This is a genomic window from Marinobacter lutaoensis, assembly GCF_001981305.1.
GTDB lineage: Bacteria > Pseudomonadota > Gammaproteobacteria > Pseudomonadales > Oleiphilaceae > Marinobacter > Marinobacter lutaoensis.
Map to the genome: position 1 here is coordinate 169,989 of NZ_MSCW01000004.1, position 24,645 is coordinate 194,633.

25 protein-coding genes are annotated in these 24,645 nt (G+C 66.6%); 8 read left to right on the forward strand and 17 right to left on the reverse strand.

Going from position 1 to position 24,645, the window contains the following annotated elements; all coding sequences use genetic code 11:
- Positions 1 to 36: 36 nt before the first annotated feature.
- Positions 37 to 915 carry an eIF2B alpha/beta/delta subunit family protein gene (locus BTO32_RS05450; RefSeq protein WP_245820278.1) on the forward strand — a complete coding sequence of 293 codons (879 nt, stop codon included), beginning with the start codon at positions 37 to 39 and terminating at the stop codon, positions 913 to 915.
- Here the strand turns inward: BTO32_RS05450 and hrpB are convergent.
- Genes hrpB through BTO32_RS05485 form a run of 7 tightly spaced genes read right to left on the reverse strand, consistent with a single transcriptional unit; the run spans position 869 to position 8,660 of the window.
- Positions 869 to 3,343 carry an ATP-dependent helicase HrpB gene (gene hrpB, locus BTO32_RS05455; protein WP_076723445.1) on the reverse strand — a complete coding sequence of 825 codons (2,475 nt, stop codon included), beginning with the start codon at positions 3,341 to 3,343 and terminating at the stop codon, positions 869 to 871. The two genes, BTO32_RS05450 and hrpB, sit on opposite strands and share 47 nt — an antisense overlap.
- Before the next feature lie 14 nt (positions 3,344 to 3,357).
- Positions 3,358 to 4,542 carry a YbfB/YjiJ family MFS transporter gene (locus BTO32_RS05460; RefSeq protein ID WP_076723448.1) on the reverse strand — a complete coding sequence of 395 codons (1,185 nt, stop codon included), beginning with the start codon at positions 4,540 to 4,542 and terminating at the stop codon, positions 3,358 to 3,360.
- A 4-nt stretch (positions 4,543 to 4,546) separates the two neighbouring features.
- Complete coding sequence (locus BTO32_RS05465; RefSeq protein WP_076723450.1) at positions 4,547 to 5,209, reverse strand: SCO family protein; 663 nt, start codon at positions 5,207 to 5,209, stop codon at positions 4,547 to 4,549.
- Positions 5,210 to 5,268: 59 nt separating this feature from the next.
- Positions 5,269 to 6,183: a heme o synthase gene (gene cyoE, locus BTO32_RS05470; protein ID WP_076723452.1), complete on the reverse strand. Its 915-nt coding sequence runs from the start codon at positions 6,181 to 6,183 to the stop codon at positions 5,269 to 5,271.
- The gene (locus BTO32_RS05475; protein WP_076723454.1) at positions 6,180 to 7,274 is read right to left on the reverse strand and encodes a COX15/CtaA family protein; all 1,095 of its coding nucleotides are present in this window, start codon (positions 7,272 to 7,274) and stop codon (positions 6,180 to 6,182) included. Before BTO32_RS05475 ends, cyoE begins: the two co-directional genes overlap by 4 nt.
- 8 nt (positions 7,275 to 7,282) lie before the next feature.
- On the reverse strand, positions 7,283 to 7,942 hold the full coding sequence (locus BTO32_RS05480) for a hypothetical protein (protein ID WP_342742303.1): 660 nt from the start codon (positions 7,940 to 7,942) through the stop codon (positions 7,283 to 7,285).
- On the reverse strand, positions 7,923 to 8,660 hold the full coding sequence (locus BTO32_RS05485; RefSeq protein WP_076723458.1) for an SURF1 family protein: 738 nt from the start codon (positions 8,658 to 8,660) through the stop codon (positions 7,923 to 7,925). Before BTO32_RS05485 ends, BTO32_RS05480 begins: the two co-directional genes overlap by 20 nt.
- A gap of 78 nt (positions 8,661 to 8,738) precedes the next feature.
- Here BTO32_RS05485 and BTO32_RS05490 point away from each other — a divergent pair, with 78 nt between their 5' ends.
- Positions 8,739 to 8,942 (forward strand): twin transmembrane helix small protein, encoded by a 204-nt coding sequence (locus BTO32_RS05490; protein WP_076723460.1) that lies wholly within the window; start codon positions 8,739 to 8,741, stop codon positions 8,940 to 8,942.
- 9 nt (positions 8,943 to 8,951) lie between these two features.
- Here the strand turns inward: BTO32_RS05490 and BTO32_RS05495 are convergent, their stop codons facing one another.
- The 3 genes from BTO32_RS05495 to coxB are packed head-to-tail and all read right to left on the reverse strand — an operon-like array spanning position 8,952 to position 12,658.
- Positions 8,952 to 9,839: a cytochrome c oxidase subunit 3 gene (locus tag BTO32_RS05495; protein ID WP_076723462.1), complete on the reverse strand. Its 888-nt coding sequence runs from the start codon at positions 9,837 to 9,839 to the stop codon at positions 8,952 to 8,954.
- A gap of 55 nt (positions 9,840 to 9,894) precedes the next feature.
- Entirely contained in the window at positions 9,895 to 11,478 is a 1,584-nt protein-coding gene (ctaD, locus tag BTO32_RS05500) for a cytochrome c oxidase subunit I (RefSeq protein WP_076723465.1), read from the reverse strand.
- Positions 11,479 to 11,533: 55 nt separating this feature from the next.
- Entirely contained in the window at positions 11,534 to 12,658 is a 1,125-nt protein-coding gene (coxB, locus tag BTO32_RS05505) for a cytochrome c oxidase subunit II (RefSeq protein WP_076723467.1), read from the reverse strand.
- A gap of 205 nt (positions 12,659 to 12,863) precedes the next feature.
- Between coxB and BTO32_RS05510 the strand changes: the two genes are divergently transcribed.
- From BTO32_RS05510 to BTO32_RS05525, 4 genes are all read left to right on the forward strand, one after another.
- A complete protein-coding gene (locus BTO32_RS05510; RefSeq protein WP_076723470.1) occupies positions 12,864 to 14,192 on the forward strand; it encodes an MATE family efflux transporter in 1,329 nt (442 codons plus the stop codon).
- Positions 14,193 to 14,371: 179 nt separating this feature from the next.
- Complete coding sequence (locus tag BTO32_RS05515; protein ID WP_076723472.1) at positions 14,372 to 15,016, forward strand: hypothetical protein; 645 nt, start codon at positions 14,372 to 14,374, stop codon at positions 15,014 to 15,016.
- Positions 15,017 to 15,122: 106 nt separating this feature from the next.
- The gene (locus tag BTO32_RS05520) at positions 15,123 to 15,509 is read left to right on the forward strand and encodes a DoxX family protein (protein WP_076723475.1); all 387 of its coding nucleotides are present in this window, start codon (positions 15,123 to 15,125) and stop codon (positions 15,507 to 15,509) included.
- A gap of 117 nt (positions 15,510 to 15,626) precedes the next feature.
- Positions 15,627 to 16,949, forward strand: coding sequence for a Na+/H+ antiporter family protein (locus BTO32_RS05525; RefSeq protein WP_076723478.1), 1,323 nt, complete (start codon positions 15,627 to 15,629; stop codon positions 16,947 to 16,949).
- 168 nt (positions 16,950 to 17,117) lie between these two features.
- On the opposite strand, the gene BTO32_RS05530 is transcribed toward BTO32_RS05525, so the two are convergent.
- Together BTO32_RS05530 and prlC are read right to left on the reverse strand one after the other, a co-directional pair.
- Complete coding sequence (locus BTO32_RS05530) at positions 17,118 to 17,363, reverse strand: YheV family putative zinc ribbon protein (RefSeq protein ID WP_076723481.1); 246 nt, start codon at positions 17,361 to 17,363, stop codon at positions 17,118 to 17,120.
- Positions 17,364 to 17,422: 59 nt separating this feature from the next.
- Positions 17,423 to 19,468 carry an oligopeptidase A gene (prlC, locus tag BTO32_RS05535; protein ID WP_076723483.1) on the reverse strand — a complete coding sequence of 682 codons (2,046 nt, stop codon included), beginning with the start codon at positions 19,466 to 19,468 and terminating at the stop codon, positions 17,423 to 17,425.
- Between the two features lie 93 nt (positions 19,469 to 19,561).
- Between prlC and BTO32_RS05540 the strand changes: the two genes are divergently transcribed.
- Together BTO32_RS05540 and BTO32_RS05545 are read left to right on the forward strand one after the other, a co-directional pair.
- Positions 19,562 to 20,104, forward strand: coding sequence for a gamma carbonic anhydrase family protein (locus BTO32_RS05540; protein WP_076723485.1), 543 nt, complete (start codon positions 19,562 to 19,564; stop codon positions 20,102 to 20,104).
- A 177-nt stretch (positions 20,105 to 20,281) separates the two neighbouring features.
- Positions 20,282 to 20,734: an Hsp20/alpha crystallin family protein gene (locus BTO32_RS05545; RefSeq protein ID WP_076723776.1), complete on the forward strand. Its 453-nt coding sequence runs from the start codon at positions 20,282 to 20,284 to the stop codon at positions 20,732 to 20,734.
- Positions 20,735 to 20,779: 45 nt separating this feature from the next.
- On the opposite strand, the gene BTO32_RS05550 is transcribed toward BTO32_RS05545, so the two are convergent.
- From BTO32_RS05550 to hemF, 5 genes are all read right to left on the reverse strand, one after another.
- Positions 20,780 to 21,097, reverse strand: a complete 318-nt coding sequence (locus BTO32_RS05550; RefSeq protein WP_076723487.1) for a PA4642 family protein — start codon at positions 21,095 to 21,097, stop codon at positions 20,780 to 20,782.
- Positions 21,098 to 21,246: 149 nt separating this feature from the next.
- A complete protein-coding gene (tssL, locus tag BTO32_RS05555; RefSeq protein WP_076723489.1) occupies positions 21,247 to 22,068 on the reverse strand; it encodes a type VI secretion system protein TssL, long form in 822 nt (273 codons plus the stop codon).
- A gap of 4 nt (positions 22,069 to 22,072) precedes the next feature.
- The gene (locus BTO32_RS05560; RefSeq protein ID WP_076723491.1) at positions 22,073 to 22,846 is read right to left on the reverse strand and encodes a motility protein A; all 774 of its coding nucleotides are present in this window, start codon (positions 22,844 to 22,846) and stop codon (positions 22,073 to 22,075) included.
- Positions 22,847 to 22,892: 46 nt separating this feature from the next.
- Positions 22,893 to 23,720, reverse strand: a complete 828-nt coding sequence (gene aroE / locus BTO32_RS05565) for a shikimate dehydrogenase (protein ID WP_076723494.1) — start codon at positions 23,718 to 23,720, stop codon at positions 22,893 to 22,895.
- Positions 23,710 to 24,639, reverse strand: coding sequence for an oxygen-dependent coproporphyrinogen oxidase (gene hemF, locus BTO32_RS05570; protein ID WP_076723496.1), 930 nt, complete (start codon positions 24,637 to 24,639; stop codon positions 23,710 to 23,712). Before hemF ends, aroE begins: the two co-directional genes overlap by 11 nt.
- Between the last annotated feature and the right edge of the window lie 6 nt (positions 24,640 to 24,645).

The window sequence follows — 24,645 nt, forward strand, 5'->3', positions numbered from 1 at the left end:
AAGCCTGTCGCCTGCTAGGCTCAGGGGATGCCCACAATGGAGGCACAGACCATGGACGCCAACGCCGACGCCCTGCTCCGAAAGCTCCGGGACGACCACCAGTCCGGTGCCGCCCAGCTGGCCCTCTCGGCCCTGGACGGACTGGCGCAATGGCTGGACACCGGCCCGGTCCGGGCCGCCGACTGGCAGCGGATGGTGTCAGCGCTGGCCCGGGCCCGGCCCAGCATGGTGCCCCTGGGCAACGCCATGCAACGCTGCCGGGAGGGCCTGGCCGGGCCGGCCGACGCGGCGGACATCCGACCGTCCGCCCGGGCGGTGGTGGCCAGCGTGCGGGCCGACCTGGTCGAGGCCGGGGAGCGGGTGGCCCAACACGCGGCCTCCCAGGTGCCCGAGGGGGCACGGGTGCTGACCCACAGCCGCAGCTCCCAGGTGCTGGCACTGTTCCGCCTGCTGGTCAGGCGCGGCCAGCGCTGCTCGGTGATCTGCACCCAGGGCAGTCCCGGTAACGAGGGTTTTGTGCTGGCACGGGAACTGGACGCCCTGGGGCTGGAGGTCACCGTCGTCACCGACGCCCAGATGGGCCTGGTCATGGCGGACGCGGATCTGGTGTTGTCGGGCTGCGACACCTGGCTGGCTGACCGGCATTTCGTCAACAAGGCCGGCACCTATTTACTGGCCCTGGCGGCCCAGGACCAGGGCAAGCCCCTGTGGGTGCTGGCGGATCACTTCAAGGACAGCCCGGCCACCCGGGACACGGTGACGCTCGAAACCATGGCCGGCGCCGAGCTGGGCGCCCCCACCGGCACCCACATCCGGCCCCGCAATGTCTATTTCGAAACCATTCCGACGCGGCTGATCACCGGTCGGATCAGCGAGCGGGGCGTTTTTTCGTGCCCTGCTGAGGCTCGGCGCTGAAGGGATCCTCCGGCCACGGGTGCTTGGGATAGCGGCCGCGCATGTCCTTGCGCACCTCCGGGTAGACGTTGCGCCAGAAGCTGGCGAGGTCGGAGGTCACCGCCAGGGGGCGCTGGGCAGGGGACAGCAGGTGGATCACCACCGGAACCCGGCCGTCGGCCACCCGGGGGGTCTCGGTCCAGCCAAACAGGGCCTGCAGTTTGGCCGCCAGCACCGGCCCCTGATCGGCGGTATAGTCGAGGCGGATCCGCTGGCCGGTGGGGATGGTCAGAGCCGCGGGCGCCAGCGTGTCCAGGCGCTGTTGCTGGTGGTAGTCCAGCTCCGAGGTCAGGGCCTGGAGCAGGTTCAGTTTCGACAGTTCGGACCAGCGGCTGATCCCGACCAGGAACGGAGCCAGCCACTGGTCCAGCCGGGCCAACAGGGCGGCATCGTCGGTGGCCGGCCATTCACCCGGAAAACAACGGGCCAGCAGCGCCACCCGGGCCCGCCACTGGCGGGCCTCCGGGCTCCAGGGCAAGCTGTCCAGGCCCTTGCGGCGGACCGCAGCCAGCAACCCCTGTCGCAGCAACCCGGGGTCCACCGACGCCAGCGGCCGCTCCGCCAGCACCAGCTCGCCCAGCCGCCGTACCCGTCGGGCCACCACCGAGCCCCGGGACTCGTCCCAGTCTGCCTCGTCCCGCTCGACGATGTGTCCGGCCAGGTCCTGCTCCAGGACCGCCCGGTCCACCGGTGCCGCCAGGTAGATGGCGGCCTCCCGGGCCTGGCCGTCCAGGTCCGCCGCCACCAGCCAATCGTGCCGGGCCAGGGGATCGTCCTCCCGCAGCGCGGCACCACGGCCGTTGCTCAGTTGGTAGCGCGGCGCCGGCCCGGGGCGACGCCGGGCGATGCGGTCCGGATAGGCCAGGGCCAGCAGTCGGCCAACCTCGGCCTCGCCGGGCAGCTCGCCCTGGCCGGCCTCCGGCGACAGCCGCCGGGCCGCCTGGCGCACGGCCTTAAGCCGGGCCGGGTCCACGCCCACCGGGGCCTGCTCGCCACGCAATACCCGCAGGCGTTCGTGCAGATCGGCGCCCCGGCCCGGGCCCAGCAGGTCCCGCTCCTCGAGCAGGGCCGCCAGCTCCGCCGCCGGCCCGGCCAGTCCCAGCGCCCGGCCCCGGAGTACCATGTGCGCCAGCCGTGGGTGCGTGCCCAGCTGTCGGGCGGCCTTGCCGTGGTCGGTAATGGCCCCATCGCCGTCAAGCAGGTCCAGCCACTGCAACAGAGCCACCGCCTGCTGCCAGTGGGCCAGGGGCGGGGCATCGACCCAGGCCACCTGATCCGGCTGGCGCGCGCCCCACTGAGCCAGCTCCAGCACCAGCGGCGCCAGATCCGCCACCTGGATTTCCGGCGGCGTGAACTCGGCCAGGCCGAACTGCTCGGACTCGCTCCACAGGCGGTAGCAGACCCCGGGCTCCAGGCGCCCGGCCCGGCCCTTACGCTGTTCGGCGGAGGCCCGGGACACCCGGCCAGTAACCAGCCGGGTCATACCGCTGTTGGGGTCGAACACGGCACGGCGTTGCAGGCCGGCGTCAATCACCACCCGTACGCCGTCGATGGTCAGGCTGGTCTCGGCAATGGCGGTGGCCAGCACCACCTTGCGCTGGCCCTCGGGTGCCGGCGCGATGGCTTGGTCCTGCACCTCCGCCTGCAGGTTGCCATACAACGGAGCCAGCCGCACCGACGGCGGCAGCTGTCCGGTCAGCGCCCGGACAACGCGGCGGATCTCACCGGCACCGGGCAGAAACACCAGCAGGGAGCCGCTCTGGCTCTGCAGCGCTTCCCGGACGGTGGCAACCACATGGTCGGTCAAGTCACGGTGGCGCGGCAGGGGCCGGTACTCGACGGTCACCGGGTAAGCCCGGCCGGCGCTGGTCAGCACCGGCACGTCGCCCAGAACGCGGGCAATGGGGCCGGTGTCGAGGGTGGCGGACATCACCAGCAGGCGCAGGTCGGGGCGCAGCGCCTGCTGGGATTCCCGCACCAGGGCCAGGCCGAGGTCCGCCTGCAGGGAGCGCTCGTGGAACTCGTCAAACAGTACGGCGGCGTAGTCCTCGAGCATGGGATCGTCCTGGATCAGGCGGGAAAGGATGCCCTCGGTCACCACCTCGATCTGGGTCGCGGCGGAGACCCGGGTGTCCAGCCGGGTGCGGTAGCCCACGGTCTGGCCGGGCGCCTCACCCCGCTGAGCCGCCATGAACCGGGCCGCGGAGCGGGCCGCCAGCCGACGCGGCTCCAGCATCAGGATTTTTCGACCCTGGCGCCAGGGCGCGTCCAGCAGCGCCAGGGGCACCCGGGTGGTCTTGCCGGCACCGGGCGGTGCCTGCAGCAGGGCAGTGCTGGCATGTTCCAGAGTCCGGAGCAGTTCCGGCAGGATGGCATCGATGGGCAGCATGGGGATCCGTCTATTCAGGCAACCGGTTGTCGGGGGACCCAAAACGCAAAGGCCAGCCCGAAGGCCAGGGCGGCCACGCCGATTCCAAACGCGGCCGCCAGTGTACCACCGGCCTCCAGCCACTGCTTGGTGAGCCAGGGGCCGGCCATCTGGGTGAAGCCGTACAGCGCCACCATCGCCGCCGACAGCCGGGGACCCTGGTGGGGGTGCAGGGCGCGGCCAATGCGCTGGGTCAGCAGCACGGTACCGAGGAAGGTACCGCCCACCAGCACCGCACACAGGACCAGCCCCGGCGGCCCGGACCAGAGTACCGCCGCCAGCACGCCCAGCAGCTGGACCAGGAAGTTCAGGCGCAGCGCCGGCAAGTCACCAAGCCCGGCCCCCAGCCGGTTCCAGAGCCAGGGCGCGGGCAGCGTGCACAGGGCCACGATCAGCCAGGTGCCGTCCAGCAGCCAGTGGCCCGCCGGCAGGGTCTGGCGGGCCAGCAGCGGCAAAAACGTCATTGGCAGGATGTAGCCCAGGCCGGCGCCGGCGTAGGACAGGAACAGCGGCACGCTGGCCCGGTCCAACAGCGGCGTGGTGACCGGGGTGCCGTCGCGACCGGCGGGGTGCGGCAGCTCCAGCCGGATCAACCGGGCCACGCCCCACCACGCCAGCGGCACCGACAGCAGCGCCGCCGGCCACCAGCGGGCCGCGCCCTGCAACCGGTCGGCGGAGCCGGCCACCAGGGCACTGGACAGCAGCAGTCCCAGGCCGACACCCAAGTACACCAGGCCGCTGCGGTGGGCCCGCCGGTGCAGCACCAGCCATTCCAGGATCAGCGCCGGCACCTGCACGAACACCACGCCGTTGGCGATACCGTTGAGCATGCGGATGGCGGAGATCAGCCCGAGGCGGTCGGTCTGGGTCATCAACAGGGTGGTCAGCACATGCACCCCCAGCGCCAGGGGCAGCAACCGGCGGATCTGGTCCACCCGGTGCCAGCGGATGGCGAACATCGCCCCCACCAGATAACCCAGGTAGTTCCAGGTAGCCACGGCGGCGCCGCCGGCGGCGGTCAGCTGGCCATCCGCCACCAGGTAGGGCAGCAATGGGGTGTAGATGAACCGCCCCAGACCATGCACCACCAGCAACAGGATTGCGCCGGCGACCAGTACCGGGGCCATGGCCCCGGCGGAGGATGTGTCGCGAGAGGCCATGCGCTCAGGCGCCGTCCCGATCCTGACGGGCCTCGGCCCAGCGGTAGATGCGCCGGTACGCCTCGGCCAGCGCCTCGGGCCGGTGCGGCGGCTGGATCAGCGCCTGAACCTGGGCCTGGGGGTTGAGCAGGGCGAAGTGGCCGCTGTGGTCGACCAGCAGCTCGCCATCCACTTCCCGGTGCACGAACACCGCGCTCAGGCTCCGGGCCAGGGCCCGGGTGGTGTCCAGATCGCCGCTCAGGCCGTGGAAATGCTCACCGAAAAAGTGGGTGTACGCCTTCAGACGCTCGGGGGTGTCGTGCTCCGGATCCGCACTGATCAGCAGGTATTCCGGTTGCGGCAGGTCATCCGGCAGGCGTTGGTCCATCTGCCGCAGGTTGGCCATGGCGGCGGGGCAGATGTCCGGGCAGTTGGTGTAGCCGACAAAGGCAAAGGTCCAGTGGCCCTTGAGGTCTTCACGGGTCACCGGCTGGCCGTATTCGTTGGTCAGGGTGAATTCCGCCACCGGCCGGGCCTCGTCGTAAACGTAGACATTCAGCTCCGCCAGATCCGGCGCCGCCGGCGCGTCCCCGCCCACCAAGTACATTTGACGGGCGACCACCAGGCCAAAAATCAGCACCACCACCAACAGCAGGACGAACAGGGTAATCCGAACAGACCGATCCATGACAACTCCAGCGCTCGAACCCGGACGCGGGCCCGCGTCACCCCACGACCGGTCCGGGTTCAGAAGAACACAAAATGGTCCACTAGAAGTACCACAAACAGGCTCATCAGATAAGTGATGGAGTATTTGAAGGTATTCAGGGCCACGCGCCGGTCATCGCCCCGCAGCAGCCGGACGGCGTACAGGACAAAGCGCAGCCCCAGGGCCAGGGCGCCGGCCAGGTAGAGAACCCCGGACATACCTGTGACAAACGGTAGCAGGCTGACCGCCAGCAGCATCAGGGTGTACAGCAGGATGTGCAGTTCGGTGTAGCGATTGCCGTGGGTGACGGGCAGCATCGGAATGCCGGCCTTGGCGTATTCTTCCTTGCGGTGGATGGCCAGGGCCCAGAAGTGCGGCGGAGTCCAGGCAAAGATGATCAGCACCAGCAGCAGCGCGTGCCCTTCCACGTGGCCGGTGACAGCGGTCCAGCCCAGCAGCGGTGGCATCGCCCCGGCCAGCCCGCCGATGACGATGTTCTGGGGCGTGGCGCGTTTGAGAAACAGGGTATAGACACCGGCGTAACCCACCAGTGAGGCCAGGGTGAGCCAGGCGGTGAGGGGGTTGATCCAGAGCATCAGGATGGCCATGCCCAGACACGCCAGCACCGCCGCGAACAGCAGCGCGTCCACCGAGCCGATCCGGCCGGTGGCCACCGGCCGCTTGCGGGTGCGGGCCATCAGGGTATCGATGCGGTGGTCCACCACATGGTTGACCACGGCGGCGGCGCCGGCCAGCAGGGCAATGCCCAGGTTGCCGAGCAGCAGGGTGTCCCAGCCGGGCACACCGGGTGCCGCCAGCAGCATGCCGATGACCGAGGTCAGGATCATCAGCGCCACCACCCGGGGTTTGGTCAGCTCCAGGTAATCGCGCCAGGACAGTCGGGTGTCGGCCAGGCTCGCCTGTGCCGCCAGTGCCTTGATCGGTTCACTCATGCCGTTACCTCCCGTTGCATGGTGGCGCGCGCCGCTTCGACCGCGCGCGGCGAGCGCATCAGATGATGCCGCCAGACCAGGTGGATCACCGCCACCAGCAGCCCGGCCCCCATGGCGTTGTGCGCCACCGCGACCGCCAGCGGAATGTGCAGCAGAACATTGGCCATGCCCAGGCTGACCTGGGCCACCAGCGCGCCGGCGACCCAGAACAACGGCCACTCCAGACCCGTGTCGCTACGCCGGCGCCAGAGCCAGACCAGCAGTCCACCCAGGTAGAGCAGCACCAGCAGCGCGCCCAGCCGGTGACTGACGTGGATGGCGACCCGGCCGTCGGCGGTCAGCTGCCCCCCCAGATAGTTGGGGCCTACCTGCTGGGTCACGTCAAAGCCGTGGCGAAAATCCATGCCAGCGGGCCACCACTGCCCCTGGCAGGTGGGCAGGTCGGTACAGGCCACGGCGGCGTAGTTGGCGGCGGTCCAGGCACCCAGGGCAATCTGCAGGATGACCAGTAGCAGGGCGCCGTACAGCCAGGGACGAGCCGCGGCCAGCCGGGTGCCGGGGGCCGCCCCGGCCCCCTCCGGATCCCGGACCCGGCGCCAGAGCCGGAAACTCAACAGAGAGAGCAGGCTGAGGGTGGTGAAGCCACCGAGCAGATGCAGCGCCACCACCTGGGGCCAGAGTTTCAGGGTCACGGTCCACATGCCAAAGGCGGCCTGCAGTACGATGAAGCCGGCAATAAACAGCGGCAGCCGCACCGGCACCCCGGCCCGGCGGTGGCGCACGGCGTAGGCGGCCAGGCCAAACACCAGCAGCCCCAGGCTGCCGGCGGCGTAGCGGTGGATCATTTCGGGCCAGCCCTTGGCGACATCGACCGGGCTGTCCGGAAAGCGGGCGTTGGCAATGGCAATGTGGGCGTCGCTCTGGGGTACGGAGAGGAAGCCGTAACAGCCGGGCCAGTCGGGGCAGCCCAGGCCGGCGTGCACCAGCCGGGTCCAGGCGCCCAGCACGATCACCAGCACCGCCAGGGCGGCGGCCAGGGTGGCCCAGCGGGCCATACGGCGATGACAACGGTGGGTATCGGCCAGATTCATCGCGGACCTCACCCGAACCGGGACAGTTTGAGCAGGTGCTTGAGGTCTTCCAGCATGTCCTTGCCGGAGTGCTCGGGGCCGTACTGCATCATCACGTTACCCATTGGGTCGATCAGCAGCAGCCGCGGCGCCCGGCTCGGGTCGATGGCCTCGGGCCAGCGCCAGGCCGGCGTCGCGGCCGGCACCAGGCGTTCCATCAGCCGGTATTCCCGGTCCCAACGCTCAGACAAGGGCGCCGGCACCTGACCCAGGGCCGCAGCCCGGCCGACCCGGTTGGCGTTCTTGCCCAGGGCGATGTTGACCTGCCGGGCCAGATACAGCAGCTCCTGGCACGGCTCGCCGCAGTCGGTGGCCGCCACCAGCAGCAACCACTGGGGATCGGCGGCCCGGGGGCCAAAACGCTGCGCCAGGGGAGTTCCGGAGGCATCCTCGAGGCCGAGTGTCTGTACCGGGATCACCGGCTGCACCAGGGTCCCCCGGTTGGTGTGCCCGGTGGGATTGAGCCAGCCGGTATAGTACATGAGCGAGGCCAGCAGCATCGGCCCGAAGCCCACCAGGAACAGCAGCAGCGCGGTGCGCCGCCCTCGCCGGATCTGGGCCGGGCTGGGCCCGCCGCTGGCGTCGGGGGAATGGGGATCGGGCATCCGGTCAGCCATTGTCATTGTCATTATCGGCTCCTGTGGTTCGGTAACTCGCCACTACCGTCAATATAGTCAGTGCCAGGGCCAGCGCAAACCACTGCACGGCGTAACCGTAGTGGGTGCCCGGCGCCATCAGGTCGGGGGCCCAGTCCGCCCGGAACGCGCCCGGCTGGTCGTCGCCGTCGAGCCGGACCAGCAGCGGTGCCAGGCCCGGGACCTGCTGTTCCGCCTGGGCCCGGGGCAGGCGCTGAACCCGCCGTGGCCAACCGCTGGCCTCCGGGCCGGTGTCCGCCAGTACCGGCGGCTCGGGATAGTGAGCCAACCGCCCGGCCAGGGTGACGATGCCGGCCGGCGTCTGGACCTCGGGCAGCCGGTCCCGCCGGGCCGGAGCCGGCAACCAGCCCCGGTTCACCAGCACCGGGGGCCCTTCCAGGGGAAAGAAGGCGGTGATCACCTCGTAGCCCGGCCGGCCATCGCGGGTGCGGTTGTCCAGCAGCCAGCTCTGGTCGCCGTACAGGCCGGTGATTCGCACCGGCTGCCCCGGTTCCGGCTCGCTGGCCAGCAGCCCGGACCAGTCCAGGGTTTCGGCCTGGTGCTGCCAGCGATCCAGCAGGGCCTGCTTTTCCGCCGCCCGGTGCAGTTGCCAGATCCCCAGGGCAATCAGGACCGGCAGCAGCAGGCCGCTGAACAGCAGCAATCGCCAGTCCGCCCGCCCCCGCTGTTTCGTTGGCCGCGAATCCGTCATGCTCTGCTATAGTGAGGCGATCGGCGGCGCTGCCGCCGGTGCCCGCCATCCCGAATGTCAGGCCGAGGGGGCCCCGCCATGCTCAAGATCGTGATCGTCGTGCTGCTGCTTGCCGTGATCGCCAGCCTGTTCAGTGGCCTGTTCTTCCTGATCCGGGACCAGGGCCGGACGCGCCGGGTGGTGAATTCCCTGGCCGTCCGGGTCGCCCTGAGCATCCTGTTGCTGGCGGTGGTGCTGATTGCCCTCTGGCACGGCAGCCTGACCCTGAATCCGACGCCCTGAGCCTTCATTTCACAGGATGTAGACGAACACGAACAGGGCCAGCCAGACCACGTCCACGAAGTGCCAGTACCAGGCCGCCGCCTCGAAGCCGAAGTGGTTGTCCGCGGTGAAGTGCCCCTTGAACACCCGCACCAGCATGATGAACAGCATCAGGGTTCCCAGGGTGACATGGGCTCCGTGGAAGCCGGTGAGCATGAAAAAGGTACTGCCGTAGATGCCGGACTGCAGAGTCAGGTCCAGCTCCTGGTAGGCGTGCACATATTCCTCCGCCTGCAGCACCAGAAACGACAACCCGAGGACGATGGTGGCGCCCAGCCACACTTTCACCGTGTGCCGGTGGCCGGCCTTGAGGGCGTGGTGCGCCACCGTCACCGTGAACGAGGAGGACACCAACAACAGGGTGTTGATCAGGGGCAGCCCCCAGGGACCAATCACTTCCCGGGGCCCCGGATAGGCTTCCGGGTCCGGGTTCTGCACCAGCGGCCACGTGGCCTGGAAGCCCTCCCACAGCATCGCCGAGCTGCCCTTGTCGCCTTCCCCTCCCAGCCAAGGCACGGCGAACATCCGTACGTAGAACAGGGCCCCGAAGAAGGCGGCGAAGAACATCACCTCGGAGAAGATGAACCAGCTCATGCCCCAGCGGAAGGAGCGGTCCATCTGCGCGCTGTAGAGGCCGGCCCGGCTTTCCCGAATGACGCTGCCAAACCAGCCGAACAGCATGTAGGCCATGATCAGGGCGCCCACCATGAACATCACCCAGGCCCCGGTGGTGCTCTCGCCCCGGCCCCCGTTGACCAGAATGGAGGCCAGTCCGTACAGGGTGACCCCCAGGCCGATCGTGGCCACGATCGGCCATTTGCTTTGTTCCGGAACGTAGTACGTTTGGTTTTCCGCCATGACACTCTCCGACGGCCGAGCCGTTCTGCCTGTTGTTGTCATCACTCCCTGCCGGCTATTTCACCTCCGGCGGGGTGGAGAAGGTGTGGTAGGGCGCGGGCGAGGGCACCGTCCATTCCAGCCCCTCGGCACCCTCCCAGGGTTTGGCGGGCGCCGGCTCGCCGCCCCTCACGCAGCGCACCACAATGAGCAGGAACAGCAGCTGGGTGGCGCCGAACATGAACGCGCCGATGCTGGAGATCATGTTGAAATCGGCAAATTGCAGGGCGTAATCCGGAATCCGCCGGGGCATGCCGGCCAGCCCCAGGAAGTGCATCGGGAAGAAGGCGAGGTTCATGCCGATGAACGACAGCCAGAAGTGGGTCTTGGCCAGCGCTTCGTCGTACATGTGACCGGTCCACTTGGGCAGCCAGAAGTAGGCGGCGGCGAAGATGCCGAAAATGGCGCCGGGCACCAGCACGTAGTGGAAATGGGCCACCACGAAGTAGGTATCGTGGTACTGGAAATCCGAGGGCGCGATGGCCAGCATCAGCCCGGAAAAACCGCCGATGGTGAACAGGATGACGAAGGCCACGGCGAACAGCATCGGCGCTTCGAAACTGAGGGAACCCCGGAACATGGTGGCCACCCAGTTGAACACTTTCACCCCGGTGGGCACCGCGATCAACATGGTGGCGTACATGAAGAACAGCTGCCCGGCCAGCGGCACGCCCACCGTGAACATGTGGTGCGCCCAGACGATGAAGGACAGCAGGGCGATGGCGCCGACGGCATAGACCATGGAGGCGTAACCGAACAGCGGCTTGCGGGAAAACGCCGGAATGATGTGGGAGATGGCCCCGAACGCCGGCAGGATCATGATGTACACCTCAGGGTGCCCGAAGAACCAGAACACATGCTGAAACAGCACCGGGTCGCCACCGCCGGAGGCGTCGAAGAAACTGGTGCCGAAGTTGATGTCCATCAGCATCATGGTGACCACCCCGGCCAACACCGGCATCACCGCGATCAGCAGGAAGGCGGTGATCAGCCAGGTCCAGACGAACAGGGGCATTTTCATCAGCGTCATGCCCGGCGCCCGCAGGTTGAGGATGGTGGCGATGACGTTGATGGCCCCCATGATCGAGGAAATTCCCATGATGTGGATGGCGAAGATGAAGAAGGTGGTGCTGGGGGGGCCATAGGTGGTGGACAGGGGCGCGTAGAAGGTCCAGCCAAAGTTGGGCGCGCCGCCTTCCATGAACAGCGTGGACACCAGGATCAGGAAGGCGCACGGCAGCAGCCAGAAGCTCCAGTTGTTCATCCTGGGCAAGGCCATGTCCGGGGCCCCGATCATCAGCGGGATCATCCAGTTGGCCAGGCCGACGAACGCGGGCATGACGGCACCGAACACCATGATCAGGCCGTGCATGGTGGTCATCTGGTTGAAAAACTCCGGCTGCACGATCTGCAGGCCGGGCTGGAACAGTTCCGCCCGGATGACCATGGCCATACTGCCACCCAGCAGGAACATGGTGAAACTGAACACCAGGTACATGGTCCCGATGTCCTTGTGGTTGGTGGTCAGCAGCCACCGACTGATGCCCCTGGCCGGACCGTGATGATGTGCCTGGGCATGGGTATCTGCAACCGCGCTCATGAAAACCCCCCGTTACCGCCGTGATCGGCTGATGCTCGTTGTTATCTGGCGTCCGTTACTGCTGGTTCTTGAAGTCCAGGATCTGTTTCGGCGTGACCATGTCGCCGGTGCTGTTGCCCCAGGCGTTGCGCTCGTAGGTGATCACCGCCGCCAGGTCCACCTCGCTCAGCTGGCTGCCGAATGCCTGCATGGCGGTACCGGACTTGCCGTGGACCACGATGTCCATGTGCGCCGCCAGGTCGCCGGTGGCGATGGGGCTGCCCCGCAGCGCCGGGAAGGCCGGGGGTACACCGCGGCCGTCCGGCTGGTGGCAGGCCGCGCAGGTGGTCTGGTAGGTCTTCTCGCCCCGGGCCATCAGCTCCTCCAGGGTCCAGTCTTTCTGGGTCAGCTCACGCTCCTTCTCGGCGGCCGCTTTTTGCTCCGCCAGCCAGGTCTGGAACTCCGGCTCCGGCACCGCCCGCACCACCACCGGCATAAAGCCATGGTCCTTGCCGCACAGTTCGGTACACTGGCCGCGATACACTCCCGGTTCCTCGACCCGCACCCAAGCTTCGTTGATGAATCCGGGGATCGCATCTTTCTTGACCCCGAACTCGGGTACCCACCAGGAGTGGATCACGTCATTGGCGGTCAGCAGCAGGCGGACCTTTCGCCCCACCGGAATCACCAGGGGATTGTCCACCTCCAGCAGGTAGTGTTCGCCTTTCCGCTGGCGGTTGGCGATCTGGTCCCGGGGCGTGGCCAGGGTGGAGAAGTAGCCGAAATCCTGATCGACGTACTGGTACTGCCACTTCCACTGGTAACCGGTGACGCGGATGTCCAGCTCCGACTCGCTGGTGTCGTACATCTTCACCAGGGTGGCGGTGGCCGGAATCGCCATGGCGACGAGGATGACGAACGGAATGATGGTCCAGAGAATCTCGACCACGGTGTTCTCGTGGAAATTGGCGGGTTTGTGGCCCTGGGATTTGCGGTGCGCAAAGATGGACCAGAACATGACCCCGAACACCACCACGCCGATGGCGACGCAGATCCAGAGGATGGTCATGTGAAGGCTGAAGATCTCGTTACTGGTGCTGGTTACCCCGGGACGCATGTTCATGGTCCAGTCCGCCAAGGACACGGCCGGAACCGCCAGTCCGCCGAACAGGGCACCTGCCCGCTGAGCGTGCACGCGCATACTGTGTCTCCACAGAGTGTTATTCTTGTCGGATTTTGCGTGGTCCTTCCGCCCGGGTTCGCCCACCGTGGCCGCCGCCGGATCGGAATGGAAGCCTGCTTACGGATACCTCAGTTCCGAGTATAGACACAGATCAAGAAAAGGCTAAAAAATCGCCTAAAACCAAAAACGACTGACGCTGGACATCTAAAGAAGCAACGCTTATATGGCACACCGACTGCCCGCCACCGACCGCCGGCTCTGGGCCCTGGCCTGGCCACTGATGCTCACCAACCTCACCGTGCCCCTGCTGGGCCTGGTGGATACCGCCGTGCTCGGCCACCTGGAACGCCCGGAGTACCTGGGCGCGGTCGCGGTGGGCGCCAACGTGTTCAGCATCCTGTACTGGACCTTCGGATTCATGCGCATGGGCACCACCGGCCTGGCCGCGCAAGCCTGGGGCCAGCGGGATCCCTTCGCCCAGGTGGCGCTGCTGCTGCGCTCGGTGCTGCTGGCACTGGTCATCGGCCTGGTGCTGATCGCCGCACACTCGCCGCTGATCCGGGCCAGCCTGGCGCTGATGAATCCCAGCGCCGACGTTGCCGCCCTGGCGGCGGAATACGCCGCCATCCGCATCTGGAGTGCCCCCGCGGTGCTGTGCCAGTACACCCTCGTGGGCTGGCTGATCGGTACCCAGCACCCCCGGGGGCCGATGCTGATGCTGATCGCCGCCAACGGCCTGAACATCGTGCTGGACGTGCTGTTCGTCACCGGCCTGGGCTGGAACAGCCGGGGCGTCGCCCTGGCCACCGTGATCGCCGAGTACGGCGCGGCCCTGCTCGGCGTGGCCATCGTTCTGAAGCAGCTGCCTCCGGGCCCGTGGCTGAACCGGCGCCTGTTCGGGCAACCCGCCGACTACCTGCGCATCCTGCGGGTGAACCGGTACCTGCTGGTGCGTACCGTCGCACTGTTGCTGGTGCTGGCGTTCTTCACTGCCCAGGGCGCCCGCCAGGGTGACGTAACCCTGGCCGCCAACGCGGTGTTGCTGACTTTCCTGCTGGTCATTTCCAACGCGCTGGACGGCTTCGCCAATGCCGCCGAGGCGCTCATCGGCGAGGCCGTGGGCAAGGGCAGCCGGCGCCGCTTCCGCCGGGTCTTCCGCAGCGCCCTGCGCTGGTCGCTGTGGGGCGCATTGCTGCTGACTCTGGTCTTCGTGCTCGGCGGCCGCCAGCTGATCGCCCTGCTGACCGGCATCGAGGCGGTGCGGAGCACTGCCGGGCACTACCTGCCCTGGCTCTGGCTGCTGCCGTTCGCTGCAGTCTGGGGTTACCTGCTCGACGGCGTGTTCATCGGCGCCACCCGGACCCGGGACATGCAGAACACCATGCTGTTCTCCGCGCTCGGGGTGTTTCTGCCGGTGTGGTGGCTGACCACCGGCTGGGGCAACCACGGCCTCTGGTTCGCGCTGATCAGCCTGATGCTGGCGCGAGCCTTGAGCATGGGTCTGCTGTACTGGCGGCACACCCGGTCGGGGCGCTGGTTCCAGCCATCCTGAGCGCCCACGCGCAGCAAATGTCGGGCACAGCCGGCAACCCGACAAATGTCGACTACACTTGTCAGAAACGGCAGGCCCGCGGTGGTCGCAAGCCATGCTCTCCTGCCCGAACCGACCCACTGGGAACAAAGGAAGGCGCCTTGCGACCTCAATCCGTTCACACATCGGCATCTCCGGACATGACACCACAGGTCGTCCTCGAAATCATTGACCAGGCCCGGCGCCAGGAGGCCCGGTCCGGCACCTTTCTCCGCCAGTTGCGCGACAAGGTGCCGGAGTTGCCCCGCTCGGTGGTCATCGAGGGCTACCAGCCGGCCACCTGCCTGTTCCAGTTCACCCTTGAGTACATCGAGATGGCGCCCCGGCTGATCGAGTGCGTCGAAGCCTGCGCCCGGGAAGCGGGCACCCGGGAGCTGTTCGCGCCCTTCATCGACACCGCCATCCGCTACTTCACCCAACCCTCAGTGCTGCTGGTGCGCTACGACGGCCTGGACGGCCTGCTGATCCGCGCCTACCTGTGCCACCGGCTGATGGAGGAAATGTACGAGAACAACCGTTCCACCCGCGCCAGCGACCTGGTGGACCTGGAAGCCATCCGGGCCAACCTGCTGGCGCACCAGCTGATCGGCGAACCCTTCGCCAACGAGCTCGACGACGCGGTGGCCGTGACCGTCCTCCAGATCGCCGGCACCCCAGACTACTACGAACTGAATCTCACCCCCTTCGTGGAACAGGTGAACAACGCCGCCTGGGACTGGATGCGCCAGTACTGGGAAAACCTGCTGGTACGCAACCACATCCGCTTTTCACTGGGGGGCGTCTAGACCCAGACCGCGGCGGCGTCATTTCAGGGTTCATGCGGGACCGCCTAAAACGGTATCCTTGGTCCTCCGATCCCACACCTGACTCTGATCAAAGGAAGACTTTCCCATGCTGGACAACGCCGACCTGGGCAAACTGATTGTGCGCCTGACCCTCGGAGGATTGCTGCTGTTTCACGGTGTCGACAAGCTGCTCGACGGCACCGGTTTCATTGAACGGGAGCTGGCCAGCCACGGCCTACCGGCCTTTCTGGCCTACGGGGTATTCATCGGCGAGCTGATCGCGCCGCTGATGGTGATCCTCGGTTATCAAACCCGCATCGGCGCGCTGCTGATCGTCATCAACATGGTGGTGGCGATTGCCCTGGTCCATGCCCATCAGCTGATTGCCCTGGGCCGCAACGGTGGCCTGGTGCTGGAACTGCAGTACTTCTACCTGCTCAGTGCCCTGGCCCTGATTTTCCTCGGTCCGGGCAAGTACAAGCTGAAGAATTGACCCTGCCCGCCCGGCGGTTTTGACTCGGGCGATCATTTCCTGCACATTAGCGCGCTTTTCAGGGGGCCGGTTCCCACAAGGAGCCGGCCGGATCGCCATTCCTATCCGGAGTTTGCCATGAATGCCGTAGTCGCTGCGGTCCTGATCATGCTCGTGCTGAGCCTGTGCCGCATCCATGTCGTTGTCGCTCTCATCATCGGTGCCGTGTCCGGCGGCCTGCTGGCGGGCCTGTCGCTGGAAGACACCATCAACGCTTTCAACACCGGGCTCGGCGGCGGTGCCACGGTGGCGCTGTCCTACGCCACCCTGGGCGCCTTTGCCGTCGCCATCGGCAAGTCCGGCTTGGCGCACGCCCTGGCGGACAAGGCCCTGGCCTTGGTGGGCCGGCAGAACGATGGCCAGGCGGCCACCGGGATCCGGTATCTGATCATCGGCCTGCTGCTGGCAATCGCGGTGTCCTCGCAGAACGTGCTGCCGATTCACATCGCCTTCATCCCGCTGGTGGTACCGCCGCTGCTGTACGTGATGGCCAGGCTGAAGCTGGACCGCCGGCTGGTGGCCTGCGTGCTGGCGTTCGGCCTGATCACCCCCTACATGTTCCTGCCGATCGGCTTCGGCGGCATCTACCTGAAAGAAATCCTGCTGGCCAACGTCGCCGACAACGGCGTCGACGCCACCGACCTCAATGTCATGACCGCCATGGCGCTGCCGGCGCTGGGCATGCTGGTGGGCCTGCTGATCGCGGTGTTTTTCAGCTACCGGGGCGAGCGTGCCTACGATCTTGAGGTGATTGCCCGCACCGAGCGGGTGGACGTGCGCTACAGCCCGAAGACGCTGGTCATGGCGCTGATCGCCATTGCCGTGGCCTTCGTGGTGCAGCTGTGGCTGGATTCCATGATTCTGGGTGCGCTGGCCGGTTTCGTGCTGTTCAATCTGTCCGGCGTGGTGAAGTGGAAGGAAGCCGATGACCTGTTCACCGAAGGCATGAAGATGCTGGCCATGATCGGTTTCATCATGATCGCCGCCAACGGCTTCGCCGAGGTGATGCGCCAGACCGGGGAAATCGCGACGCTGGTGGAAAGCTCGGTGGCCGCCATCGGCGACAGCAAGGGCCTGGCGGCGTTGCTGATGCTGGCGGTTGGCCTGCTGATCACCATGGGGATCGGTTCGTCCTTCTCCACCATTCCGATCATCGCCGCCCTGTATGTTCCCCTGGCGCTGCAGCTGGGCTTCAGCCCGATGGCCATCGTCGCGCTGGTGGGCACGGCCGGTGCGCTGGGCGACGCCGGCTCACCGGCATCCGACTCCACCCTGGGTCCCACGGCCGGCCTGAACGCGGATGGCCAGCACAACCACATCTGGGACACCGTGGTGCCCACCTTCCTGCACTACAACCTGCCGTTGCTGGCCTTTGGCTGGCTGGCGGCTATGGTGCTCTGATTATTGCTCTTTGGAGCCTGCTCGCGGCCTTCATTCTATGATTGGGGGCTGCGAGGGCATGGGAGGCTTTTCTTCTGGAAAAAGAACTCGCTGCGCTCAGACACCTTTTCCCGGCAGAAAAGCCTCCCACACCCCCTGCCCCCTCGCAGCCCCCAAACCAGACGACCGTCAGTCCTCCTGCTTGGCCTTGAAAAACACCACCTGTTTCACCGTGTGGTCGTCGTCATTCTTACGCTTGTTCACCCGGGTTTCCAGCTCCGGGACCGGCGGCTCTTCCGACAGGGCATCGGTAAAACCGCAGGCCACGCACTCGCGCACTTGTCGTTCGTTGTCGTCCGTGAACATCACAATCTTGTCCATCTCGGCACAGCGGGGACACACCGCGCCGGCAATGAAACGTTTTGGGCTGGGCATGGGTCGATCACTCCAGAAAACACGGCGGCCACCCGTCGGGGGTGACCGCTCGGGATTGGTCAGGCGGCTTCGTCGATCATCCCGGACTGCCGCAGCAGGGCGTCCACTTTCGGCTCGCGGCCACGGAACGCCTTGAACAACGCCATCGGCTCCCGGGAGCCGCCTTTTTCCAGGATGTGCTCCAGGAAGGCACGACCGGTGGCCGGGTCGAAGATGCCGTGTTCCTCGAACAGGGAGAAGGCATCCGCCGCCAGCACCTCCGCCCACTTGTAGCTGTAGTAACCGGCGGCGTACCCTCCGGCGAAAATGTGGGAGAACGAATTCGGGAACCGGTTGAACTCGGGTGCCTGAACCACCGCGATCTCCTCCCGGACCTGGCGATGCACCGTCAGCGGATGGGTCGGCGCCTGCTCGGTGAATTCCGCGTGCAGGCGGAAGTCGAACAGCGCGAACTCCAGCTGGCGCACCATGGCCATGCCGGACTGGAAGTTCTTTGCCGCCAGCAGTTTTTCCAGCAAGGCCTCCGGCAGCGGCTCGCCGGTTTCGTGGTGGGCCGCAATCAGCGCCAGGGATTCGGGGTGCCAGCACCAGTTTTCCAGGAACTGGCTGGGCAGTTCAACCGCGTCCCAGGCCACGCCATTGATGCCGGACACATCCAGCACCTCCACCTGCGTCAGCATGTGATGCAGGCCATGGCCGAATTCGTGGAACAGGGTGGTGACCTCATCATGGGTCAGCAGCGACGGTTTGCCGTCCACCGGCGGCGTAAAGTTGCAGGTCAGGAACGCCACCGGCAGCTGCAGCCGGCCCCGGGCATCGCGCCAGCGCACCCGGCAGTCGGCCATCCAGGCACCGCCGCGTTTGCCCTGGCGGGCGTAGAGATCAAGATAGAACCAGGCCACCGGCTCGCCGTCGCGCCGGATGCAGTAGGCGTGGGCGTCGGGGTGCCAGGTTTCCACCTCCGGTCGTGCCTCGATCTGCACGCCGAACAGCTTTTCCGCCACCTTGAACAGGCCCGACACCACCCGGTCCACCGGGAACCAGGGACGCAGGGTCTCCGGGGAGATGTCGTAGCGTTGCTGCCGCAGCTTCTCGCTGTAGTAACCCACGTCCCAGGCCTGCAGGTCCTCGATACCGTACTGCTCCCGCGCGAATGCCCTGAGCTCGGCGAACTCCCGCTCCGCCACCGGCTTGGACTTGGCCGCCAGCTGGTTCAGGAAGGTCATGACCTCGTCGACGCTGCGGGCCATCTTGGTGGCCAGGGAGCGCTCGGCGTAGTTGTTGAACCCCAGCAGCCGGGCGAGGGCATGCCGACGCTTGAGGATCTCCGCCATCACCGGCGTGTTGTCCCAGCGGCCGGCATCCGGGCCCTGGTCGGACGCACGGGTGACGTAGGCCTCGTACACTTCCCGGCGCAGCTCGCGGTTGTCGCAATAGGTCATCACCGGGTAGAAGCTGGGGAAATCCAGGGTGATCACGAAGCCGTCCAGCTGCCGCTGACGCGCAGCCTGACGGGCGCCTTCCAGGGCCGTCTCCGGCAGTCCGGCCAGCACCTCCGGATCGGTGATGTGCTTGTACCAGTGCTGGGTGGCGTCGAGCACATTGTCGCTGAACTTGTTGCACAGCTCCGCCAGCTCCCGGGACAGGTCGGCGTAGCGCTTCTTCTGATCCTCCGGCAGGTCGACCCCGCCCAGGTGGAAGTCGCGCAGGGTGTTTTCCACCGCCTTGCGCTGAGCCTCGCTCAAATCGGCGAAGTCCGGCCGCGCCGCCAGTTTCTTGTAAGCGTTGCACAAGGCCGCGTTCTGGCTGACCTCGGTGCTGTATTCGGTGAGTTTTTCAAGGCAGCGTTTGTAAACCTGGCGCAGCTCGTCGTTGTTCATCACGCCATTGAGGTGCGAGATCACCGACCAGGCGTTGCTGAGACGGTTTTCCAGTGCCTCCATCGGCAGCGCCAGGGTTTCCCAGGTGGGGTCTTCCTGCTGTGCCAGCTGCTGTATCTTGACGCGGTTTTCGCTGAGAATCTGGTCAATGGCCGTTTCCATGTGCTCGGTCCGGACATGCTCGAACTTCGGCAACAGATCATCAGTCAGTAACGGATTATTCATAGCGCCTCTTCTCAGCCGTGATGGTCTTGGGTATGGTCGGGCGTACGCCATGTTAGCGGTACCCCCTGAAGTGACCGGATAAGGTTATATGTAATGACGAATGTACGCTCTCACAAGGGTAAAACACCACAATTCGGCGACCGCACCTGGGTTGATCCCAGCGCGGTGGTGATCGGCGACGTGCAGCTGGGCGCCGACTGTTCGGTATGGCCGATGACCGTGATCCGGGGCGACATGCACCGCATCCGCATCGGCGATCGCTGCAGCATCCAGGACGGTTCGGTGCTGCACATCACCCACGCCAGCGACTACAACCCCGGCGGTTACCCCCTGACCCTGGGCGACGATGTGACCGTCGGCCACAAGGCCTTGCTGCACGGCTGCACCATCGGCAGCCGGGTGCTGGTGGGCATGGGGGCCATCATCATGGACGGGGCGGTGGTGGAGGACGAGGTGATCGTCGGCGCCGGCTGCCTGGTGCCGCCGGGCAAGACCCTGGTGTCCGGCCACCTGTACGTGGGCTCGCCCTGCCGCCAGGCGCGGCCGCTGACCGACAAGGAGCGGACATTTTTCCGGTACACCGCCGCCAACTACGTCAAGCTCAAGGACGAGTACCTGGCCGGACAGGGCGACTGACGCCGATCAAAAATCCAGCAGCCGGCCTCTTGAAAAGCGAAGGCGCGCTCCTACATTGGCAATCAGCAGACGTTCACGGACCACCCTCCGGGCGGCGCCACCGGTTGGGAGTTGTTTCCGGGAACCCTGCGGAATCGTTTCGTCATGATTCGTTTTTCGCAGAAGGAGGTGAACCCCATGAACAACCTGACACGCTGGAATCCGCTCAACGAGATCGAAGACCTGATGAATCGCTACAACCGGATCTTCGGCCTGACCCACCCCGGCGAACGCGAAGGCAAGGACCTGTTCAGCCGGAGTGACTGGGCGCCGGCCGTGGACATCAAGGAAACCGGCGACGCCTTCCTGATCGAGGCGGAACTGCCGGGTCTGTCCAAGGACGACGTCAAGGTCACGGTGGATGACGGGGTCCTGGCCATCCAGGGCGAGCGCAAGCAGGAGACGGAAAGCTCCGACCACAAGGTGCACCGCATCGAGCGCTTCTACGGCCGCTTCATGCGTCGTTTCACCCTGCCGGACAACGTTGACGAGAACAGCGTCAAGGCCACCTTCAAGGACGGCCTGCTGACCCTGACCCTCAAGAAGGCCGAACCGAAGGAACCCAAGGCGATCGAAGTCCAGGTCGAGTAACCGGGGCCGTTTCACCCGCCCCCAGACTGACAGCGGAGCCCGGACTCAGTGTCCGGCCTCCGCTTTTCTTTTTGCCCCGGCGCGGATCAGAACCTGGGCGTATTCGCCGCTGCGGCGGTGCCCGGAGACCAGATCCAGCAGGGTGCGGCCCTGCTCGTCCTCCGCGTTCAGGTCGCGGCCCGCGGCCACGAAGAAGCCGATGAAGCGTTCGAAATCCTCCGCGCGCATGGCCCGGTAGGCCTTCAGCAGCACGTGATAATCGGCGTTGATGGCGGGATCGTAGGGCACGATGTCCAGGAACCCCCGGATACGCTCGTCACTCCATTCCTCGCCAATGACCTTGGGTTTATCGGGTCCACTCATGTCACTCTCTCCCGGTCGTCCGGCGGCGGGCCGGTGGCGGCCGCGCCATGTCCATTCAGGGCGCCCAGTATACGGACGCCTCCGGCGGCGGGTTAGATGAATTGCGAATGAGGATCTTCGGGGCGGGCATAAGGCCCCTGGCCCGGCGACTAGGGCAGGATCTCCACCGGCAGCTCGCCGGCATCCACGCAGCTCGGGTTGCGGATGGCGATTTCCACCCGGCGATTGCGCGCCCGGTGCTCCGGGGTGTCGTTGGGAACCAGGGGATTGGTCTCGGCGCGGCCGGCGGCGATCACCCGCTCGGCCGGAACCTGCCGGGTCATCACCAGTTCGTGCACCACCGACACCGCCCGCGCCGCCGACAGGTCCCAGTTGGAGCGGTAGCGGCTGCTGGCAATGGGGCGGTCGTCGGTGTGGCCGGACACCAGCACATCGCCGGTACAGTGGGCCAGCACCTTCACCACCCGCTCGATGATGGGAATCATTTCCGGCTTGATCTCCGCTTCACCGGAACGGAAGGTGGCATCCTCGGAAAAACGGATCACCACCTGCCGTTCGTCGTAGTTGACGCTCAGCGCGCCGGAAGCCACTTCCGGCTCCAGCGCCTGGATCAGCTGGCTGGCCAGGTCGATCACACCGGCGGGAACCTGGGTCGGCGCCTCGCCCTCGGTGCGTTCGTCGATGAACTGGGGCTCCAGCTCCAGGGAATCGGTGGGTTCGGGCAGGGAAACCGTGTCCGATTCGATCAGGGTCAGCGGCGAGCCGCCGACGCCGTCGGCCACCACGTTGCCGGAGCCGAAGGCCAGCGCCATGGAGTTGGCCATGGCCCGGTACTTCTCCACGTCCAGCTCGGAAAACGACAGCAGCAGGATGAAAAAGGTCAGCAGCAGGGTCGCCAGGTCGGCGAAAGTGACGATCCAGTCCGGCGTCGGGTTCTTCGACCGGGGCTTTTTCCGCTGGCGCCAGTCCACCGGATCACGCCTCCCGCTCGGGCATCAGACGCTTGCGTTGTTCCGGGGTCACGAACGATGACAGCAGCTCCGTCATCACCCGCGGGTTCTCGCCACGCATGATGCTGCGGATCGAGGTGGTGATCAGCACCTGGTTGCGCACCTCGTCCTCGCCCTTGAGCTGCAGCTTGTCCGCCAGCGGCAGGGCCATCAGCTGGGCGATGAAGGCGCCGTAGAGGGTGGTGAGCAGGGCAATGGCCATGGCCGGACCGATGGATGCGGGGTCGTCCAGGTTGTTGAGCATCTGCACCAGTCCCACCAGAGTGCCCAGCATACCGATCGCCGGAGCCGACTCGCCGATGCCCCGAAACACCCGCTCCGCCACCTCGTAGCGTTCCTGGGTCTGCTGGATTTCCTGGGCCAGCGCCTCCTCCACCAGCTCGGGCGGATGGCCATCGACGCACAGGTTGATGGCCTTGCGCAGGAACGGGTTGGCGGTGTCGTGGTTTTCCAGCCCGAGAATTCCCTCCTTGCGAACCACCTGGGCCAGGGTGCCGACTTCCCGGATCAGCTCGTCGGGGCGGTCCACGCGGTCGGTGAACGCGGCACTGAACGCCATCCGGAACGCACTCATGACCGAGGGCATCCGGAACTTGATCAGGGTGACGGCAAAGGTTCCGCCCAGGACGATGGCCAGCCCCGGCAGGTTCAGGAAGGTGAGGACGGAGGCGTTGGCCAGCATCGCCAGGACGACGATCAGCACCCCGGCCACCAACCCTACGAGCGTAAGAATATCCATGACGACCCCTTGTACGAGGATGCTTCCGGGCCCGGCCGGCCCGGGTTCACTCGGTACGCAACTGTTCGATGACCGGTGCCGTCTCCGGACGGACACCGCGCCAGACCCGGAAGGATTCCGCGGCCTGTTCCACCAGCATGCCCAGTCCGTCGTGGACCCGGGTTGCCCCCTGCGCCAGGGCCCACTGGTTGAAGGTGGTGGTCTGCAGAGAGTACATCATGTCATAGACCACGGTGTCCGCCCCGATCACATTTGCGGACAGCGGCGGCAGATCCCCCTGAAGACTGGCGCTGGTGCCATTGATGATCAGATCGAACGGCGCGGCCGGCGTCTCGAAACCACAGGCACCAAGCCGGGTGCTGTCGGCCTCCCGGGCGAACAGCCGGGCCAGTGCCTCGGCCTTGGCCAGGGTGCGGTTGGCAATCACCAGTTCCATCGGCCGCTCCGCCAGCAACGGCCCCAGCACGCCCCGCACCGCGCCGCCGGCACCCAGCACCAGCAGGCGCCGGCCGCCCAGCGCCACATCGAGGTTCACGGTCAGATCGCGCACCAAACCGACGCCATCGGTGTTGTCGGCCACCAGGGCGCCGTCCGGGTCCTGGAACAGGGTATTGGCCGCCCCCGCCAGCTCGGCGCGGGCAGTGCGACGTTCCGCCAGGCGCCAAGCCTCTTCCTTGAACGGCACGGTCACATTCAGACCCTTGCCGCCCCGGGCAAAGAACTGGCGCACGGTGTCGGCGAAGCCGTCCAGCGGCGCCTGGATCGCGGTGTACTCCACCGCCTGGCCGGTCTGCCGGGCAAACAGGCTGTGAATTCTGGGCGACTTGCTGTGGCTGATCGGGTGGCCGACCACCGCGTACAGGTCATGACTCATCACACACTCCCAGCCAGTCCCGACCGGTCAGGAAATGGTCGGTCAGGCGGGCTTCCTCGGTGCCGGGTTCCGGCACCCGGTTGTAATCCCACCGCACCAGGGGCGGCAGCGACATGAGAATGGATTCGGTCCGGCCGCCGGACTGCAGGCCAAACAGGGTGCCCCGGTCATACACCAGATTGAACTCGACATAGCGGCCCCGGCGGTAGAGCTGGAACTGCCGCTCCCGGTCGCCGTAGGCCATGTCCATCCGGCGCCGTACGATCGGCTCATACGCTTCAATATAGCTGTCGCCCACCGACCGCATCAGGGCAAAATCCCGCCCGAAGTCGCCGGTGTTGTGGTCATCGAAGAACAGCCCCCCGACGCCGCGCGGCTCCTGGCGGTGGCGCAGGTAGAAATACTCGTCGCACCAGGCCTTGAAGCGCGGGTAGACGGTCTCGCCAAAGGGGTCGCAGGCCGCCTTGGCGGTACGGTGCCAGGACACGCAGTCCTCCTCGAAGCCGTAGTAGGGCGTCAGGTCATAGCCACCCCCGAACCAGTACACCGGCTCGCCCTCCCTGGGGGTGGCGATGAAGAAGCGGACGTTGGCGTGGGAGGTCGGCACGTAGGGATTGCGAGGGTGAATCACCAAGGAGACCCCCATGGCCTGCCAGGGGGCACCGGCCAGGTGGGGCCGGTGGGCAGTGGCGGAGGCGGGCATGGCATCGCCCATGACGTGGGAAAAGTTCACCCCCCCCTTTTCGAAGACGCGCCCCTCCGAAATCACCCGGCTAATGCCGCCACCGCCTTCGGGGCGCGCCCAGGCGTCGCGGAGAAATCGGGCGTCGCCATCCAGGGCTTCCAGGCGCTGGCAGATGCGTGCCTGCAGGTCCAACAGGTAGGACTTGACGGCCCCGCTATCGGGTTGCTGTGACATGGCAAA

Bases quoted from the DNA above. Each gene is read 5' to 3' on its own strand.
- BTO32_RS05450 (WP_245820278.1), top strand. From the start codon at position 37: ATGGAGGCACAGACCATGGACGCCAACGCCGACGCCCTGCTCCGAAAG.
- hrpB (WP_076723445.1), bottom strand. From the start codon at position 3,343: ATGCTGCCCATCGATGCCATCCTGCCGGAACTGCTCCGGACTCTGGAA.
- BTO32_RS05460 (WP_076723448.1), bottom strand. From the start codon at position 4,542: ATGGCCTCTCGCGACACATCCTCCGCCGGGGCCATGGCCCCGGTACTG.
- BTO32_RS05465 (WP_076723450.1), bottom strand. From the start codon at position 5,209: ATGGATCGGTCTGTTCGGATTACCCTGTTCGTCCTGCTGTTGGTGGTG.
- cyoE (WP_076723452.1), bottom strand. From the start codon at position 6,183: ATGAGTGAACCGATCAAGGCACTGGCGGCACAGGCGAGCCTGGCCGAC.
- BTO32_RS05475 (WP_076723454.1), bottom strand. From the start codon at position 7,274: ATGAATCTGGCCGATACCCACCGTTGTCATCGCCGTATGGCCCGCTGG.
- BTO32_RS05480 (WP_342742303.1), bottom strand. From the start codon at position 7,942: ATGACAATGACAATGGCTGACCGGATGCCCGATCCCCATTCCCCCGAC.
- BTO32_RS05485 (WP_076723458.1), bottom strand. From the start codon at position 8,660: ATGACGGATTCGCGGCCAACGAAACAGCGGGGGCGGGCGGACTGGCGA.
- BTO32_RS05490 (WP_076723460.1), top strand. From the start codon at position 8,739: ATGCTCAAGATCGTGATCGTCGTGCTGCTGCTTGCCGTGATCGCCAGC.
- BTO32_RS05495 (WP_076723462.1), bottom strand. From the start codon at position 9,839: ATGGCGGAAAACCAAACGTACTACGTTCCGGAACAAAGCAAATGGCCG.
- ctaD (WP_076723465.1), bottom strand. From the start codon at position 11,478: ATGAGCGCGGTTGCAGATACCCATGCCCAGGCACATCATCACGGTCCG.
- coxB (WP_076723467.1), bottom strand. From the start codon at position 12,658: ATGCGCGTGCACGCTCAGCGGGCAGGTGCCCTGTTCGGCGGACTGGCG.
- BTO32_RS05510 (WP_076723470.1), top strand. From the start codon at position 12,864: ATGGCACACCGACTGCCCGCCACCGACCGCCGGCTCTGGGCCCTGGCC.
- BTO32_RS05515 (WP_076723472.1), top strand. From the start codon at position 14,372: ATGACACCACAGGTCGTCCTCGAAATCATTGACCAGGCCCGGCGCCAG.
- BTO32_RS05520 (WP_076723475.1), top strand. From the start codon at position 15,123: ATGCTGGACAACGCCGACCTGGGCAAACTGATTGTGCGCCTGACCCTC.
- BTO32_RS05525 (WP_076723478.1), top strand. From the start codon at position 15,627: ATGAATGCCGTAGTCGCTGCGGTCCTGATCATGCTCGTGCTGAGCCTG.
- BTO32_RS05530 (WP_076723481.1), bottom strand. From the start codon at position 17,363: ATGCCCAGCCCAAAACGTTTCATTGCCGGCGCGGTGTGTCCCCGCTGT.
- prlC (WP_076723483.1), bottom strand. From the start codon at position 19,468: ATGAATAATCCGTTACTGACTGATGATCTGTTGCCGAAGTTCGAGCAT.
- BTO32_RS05540 (WP_076723485.1), top strand. From the start codon at position 19,562: ATGACGAATGTACGCTCTCACAAGGGTAAAACACCACAATTCGGCGAC.
- BTO32_RS05545 (WP_076723776.1), top strand. From the start codon at position 20,282: ATGAACAACCTGACACGCTGGAATCCGCTCAACGAGATCGAAGACCTG.
- BTO32_RS05550 (WP_076723487.1), bottom strand. From the start codon at position 21,097: ATGAGTGGACCCGATAAACCCAAGGTCATTGGCGAGGAATGGAGTGAC.
- BTO32_RS05560 (WP_076723491.1), bottom strand. From the start codon at position 22,846: ATGGATATTCTTACGCTCGTAGGGTTGGTGGCCGGGGTGCTGATCGTC.
- aroE (WP_076723494.1), bottom strand. From the start codon at position 23,720: ATGAGTCATGACCTGTACGCGGTGGTCGGCCACCCGATCAGCCACAGC.
- hemF (WP_076723496.1), bottom strand. From the start codon at position 24,639: ATGTCACAGCAACCCGATAGCGGGGCCGTCAAGTCCTACCTGTTGGAC.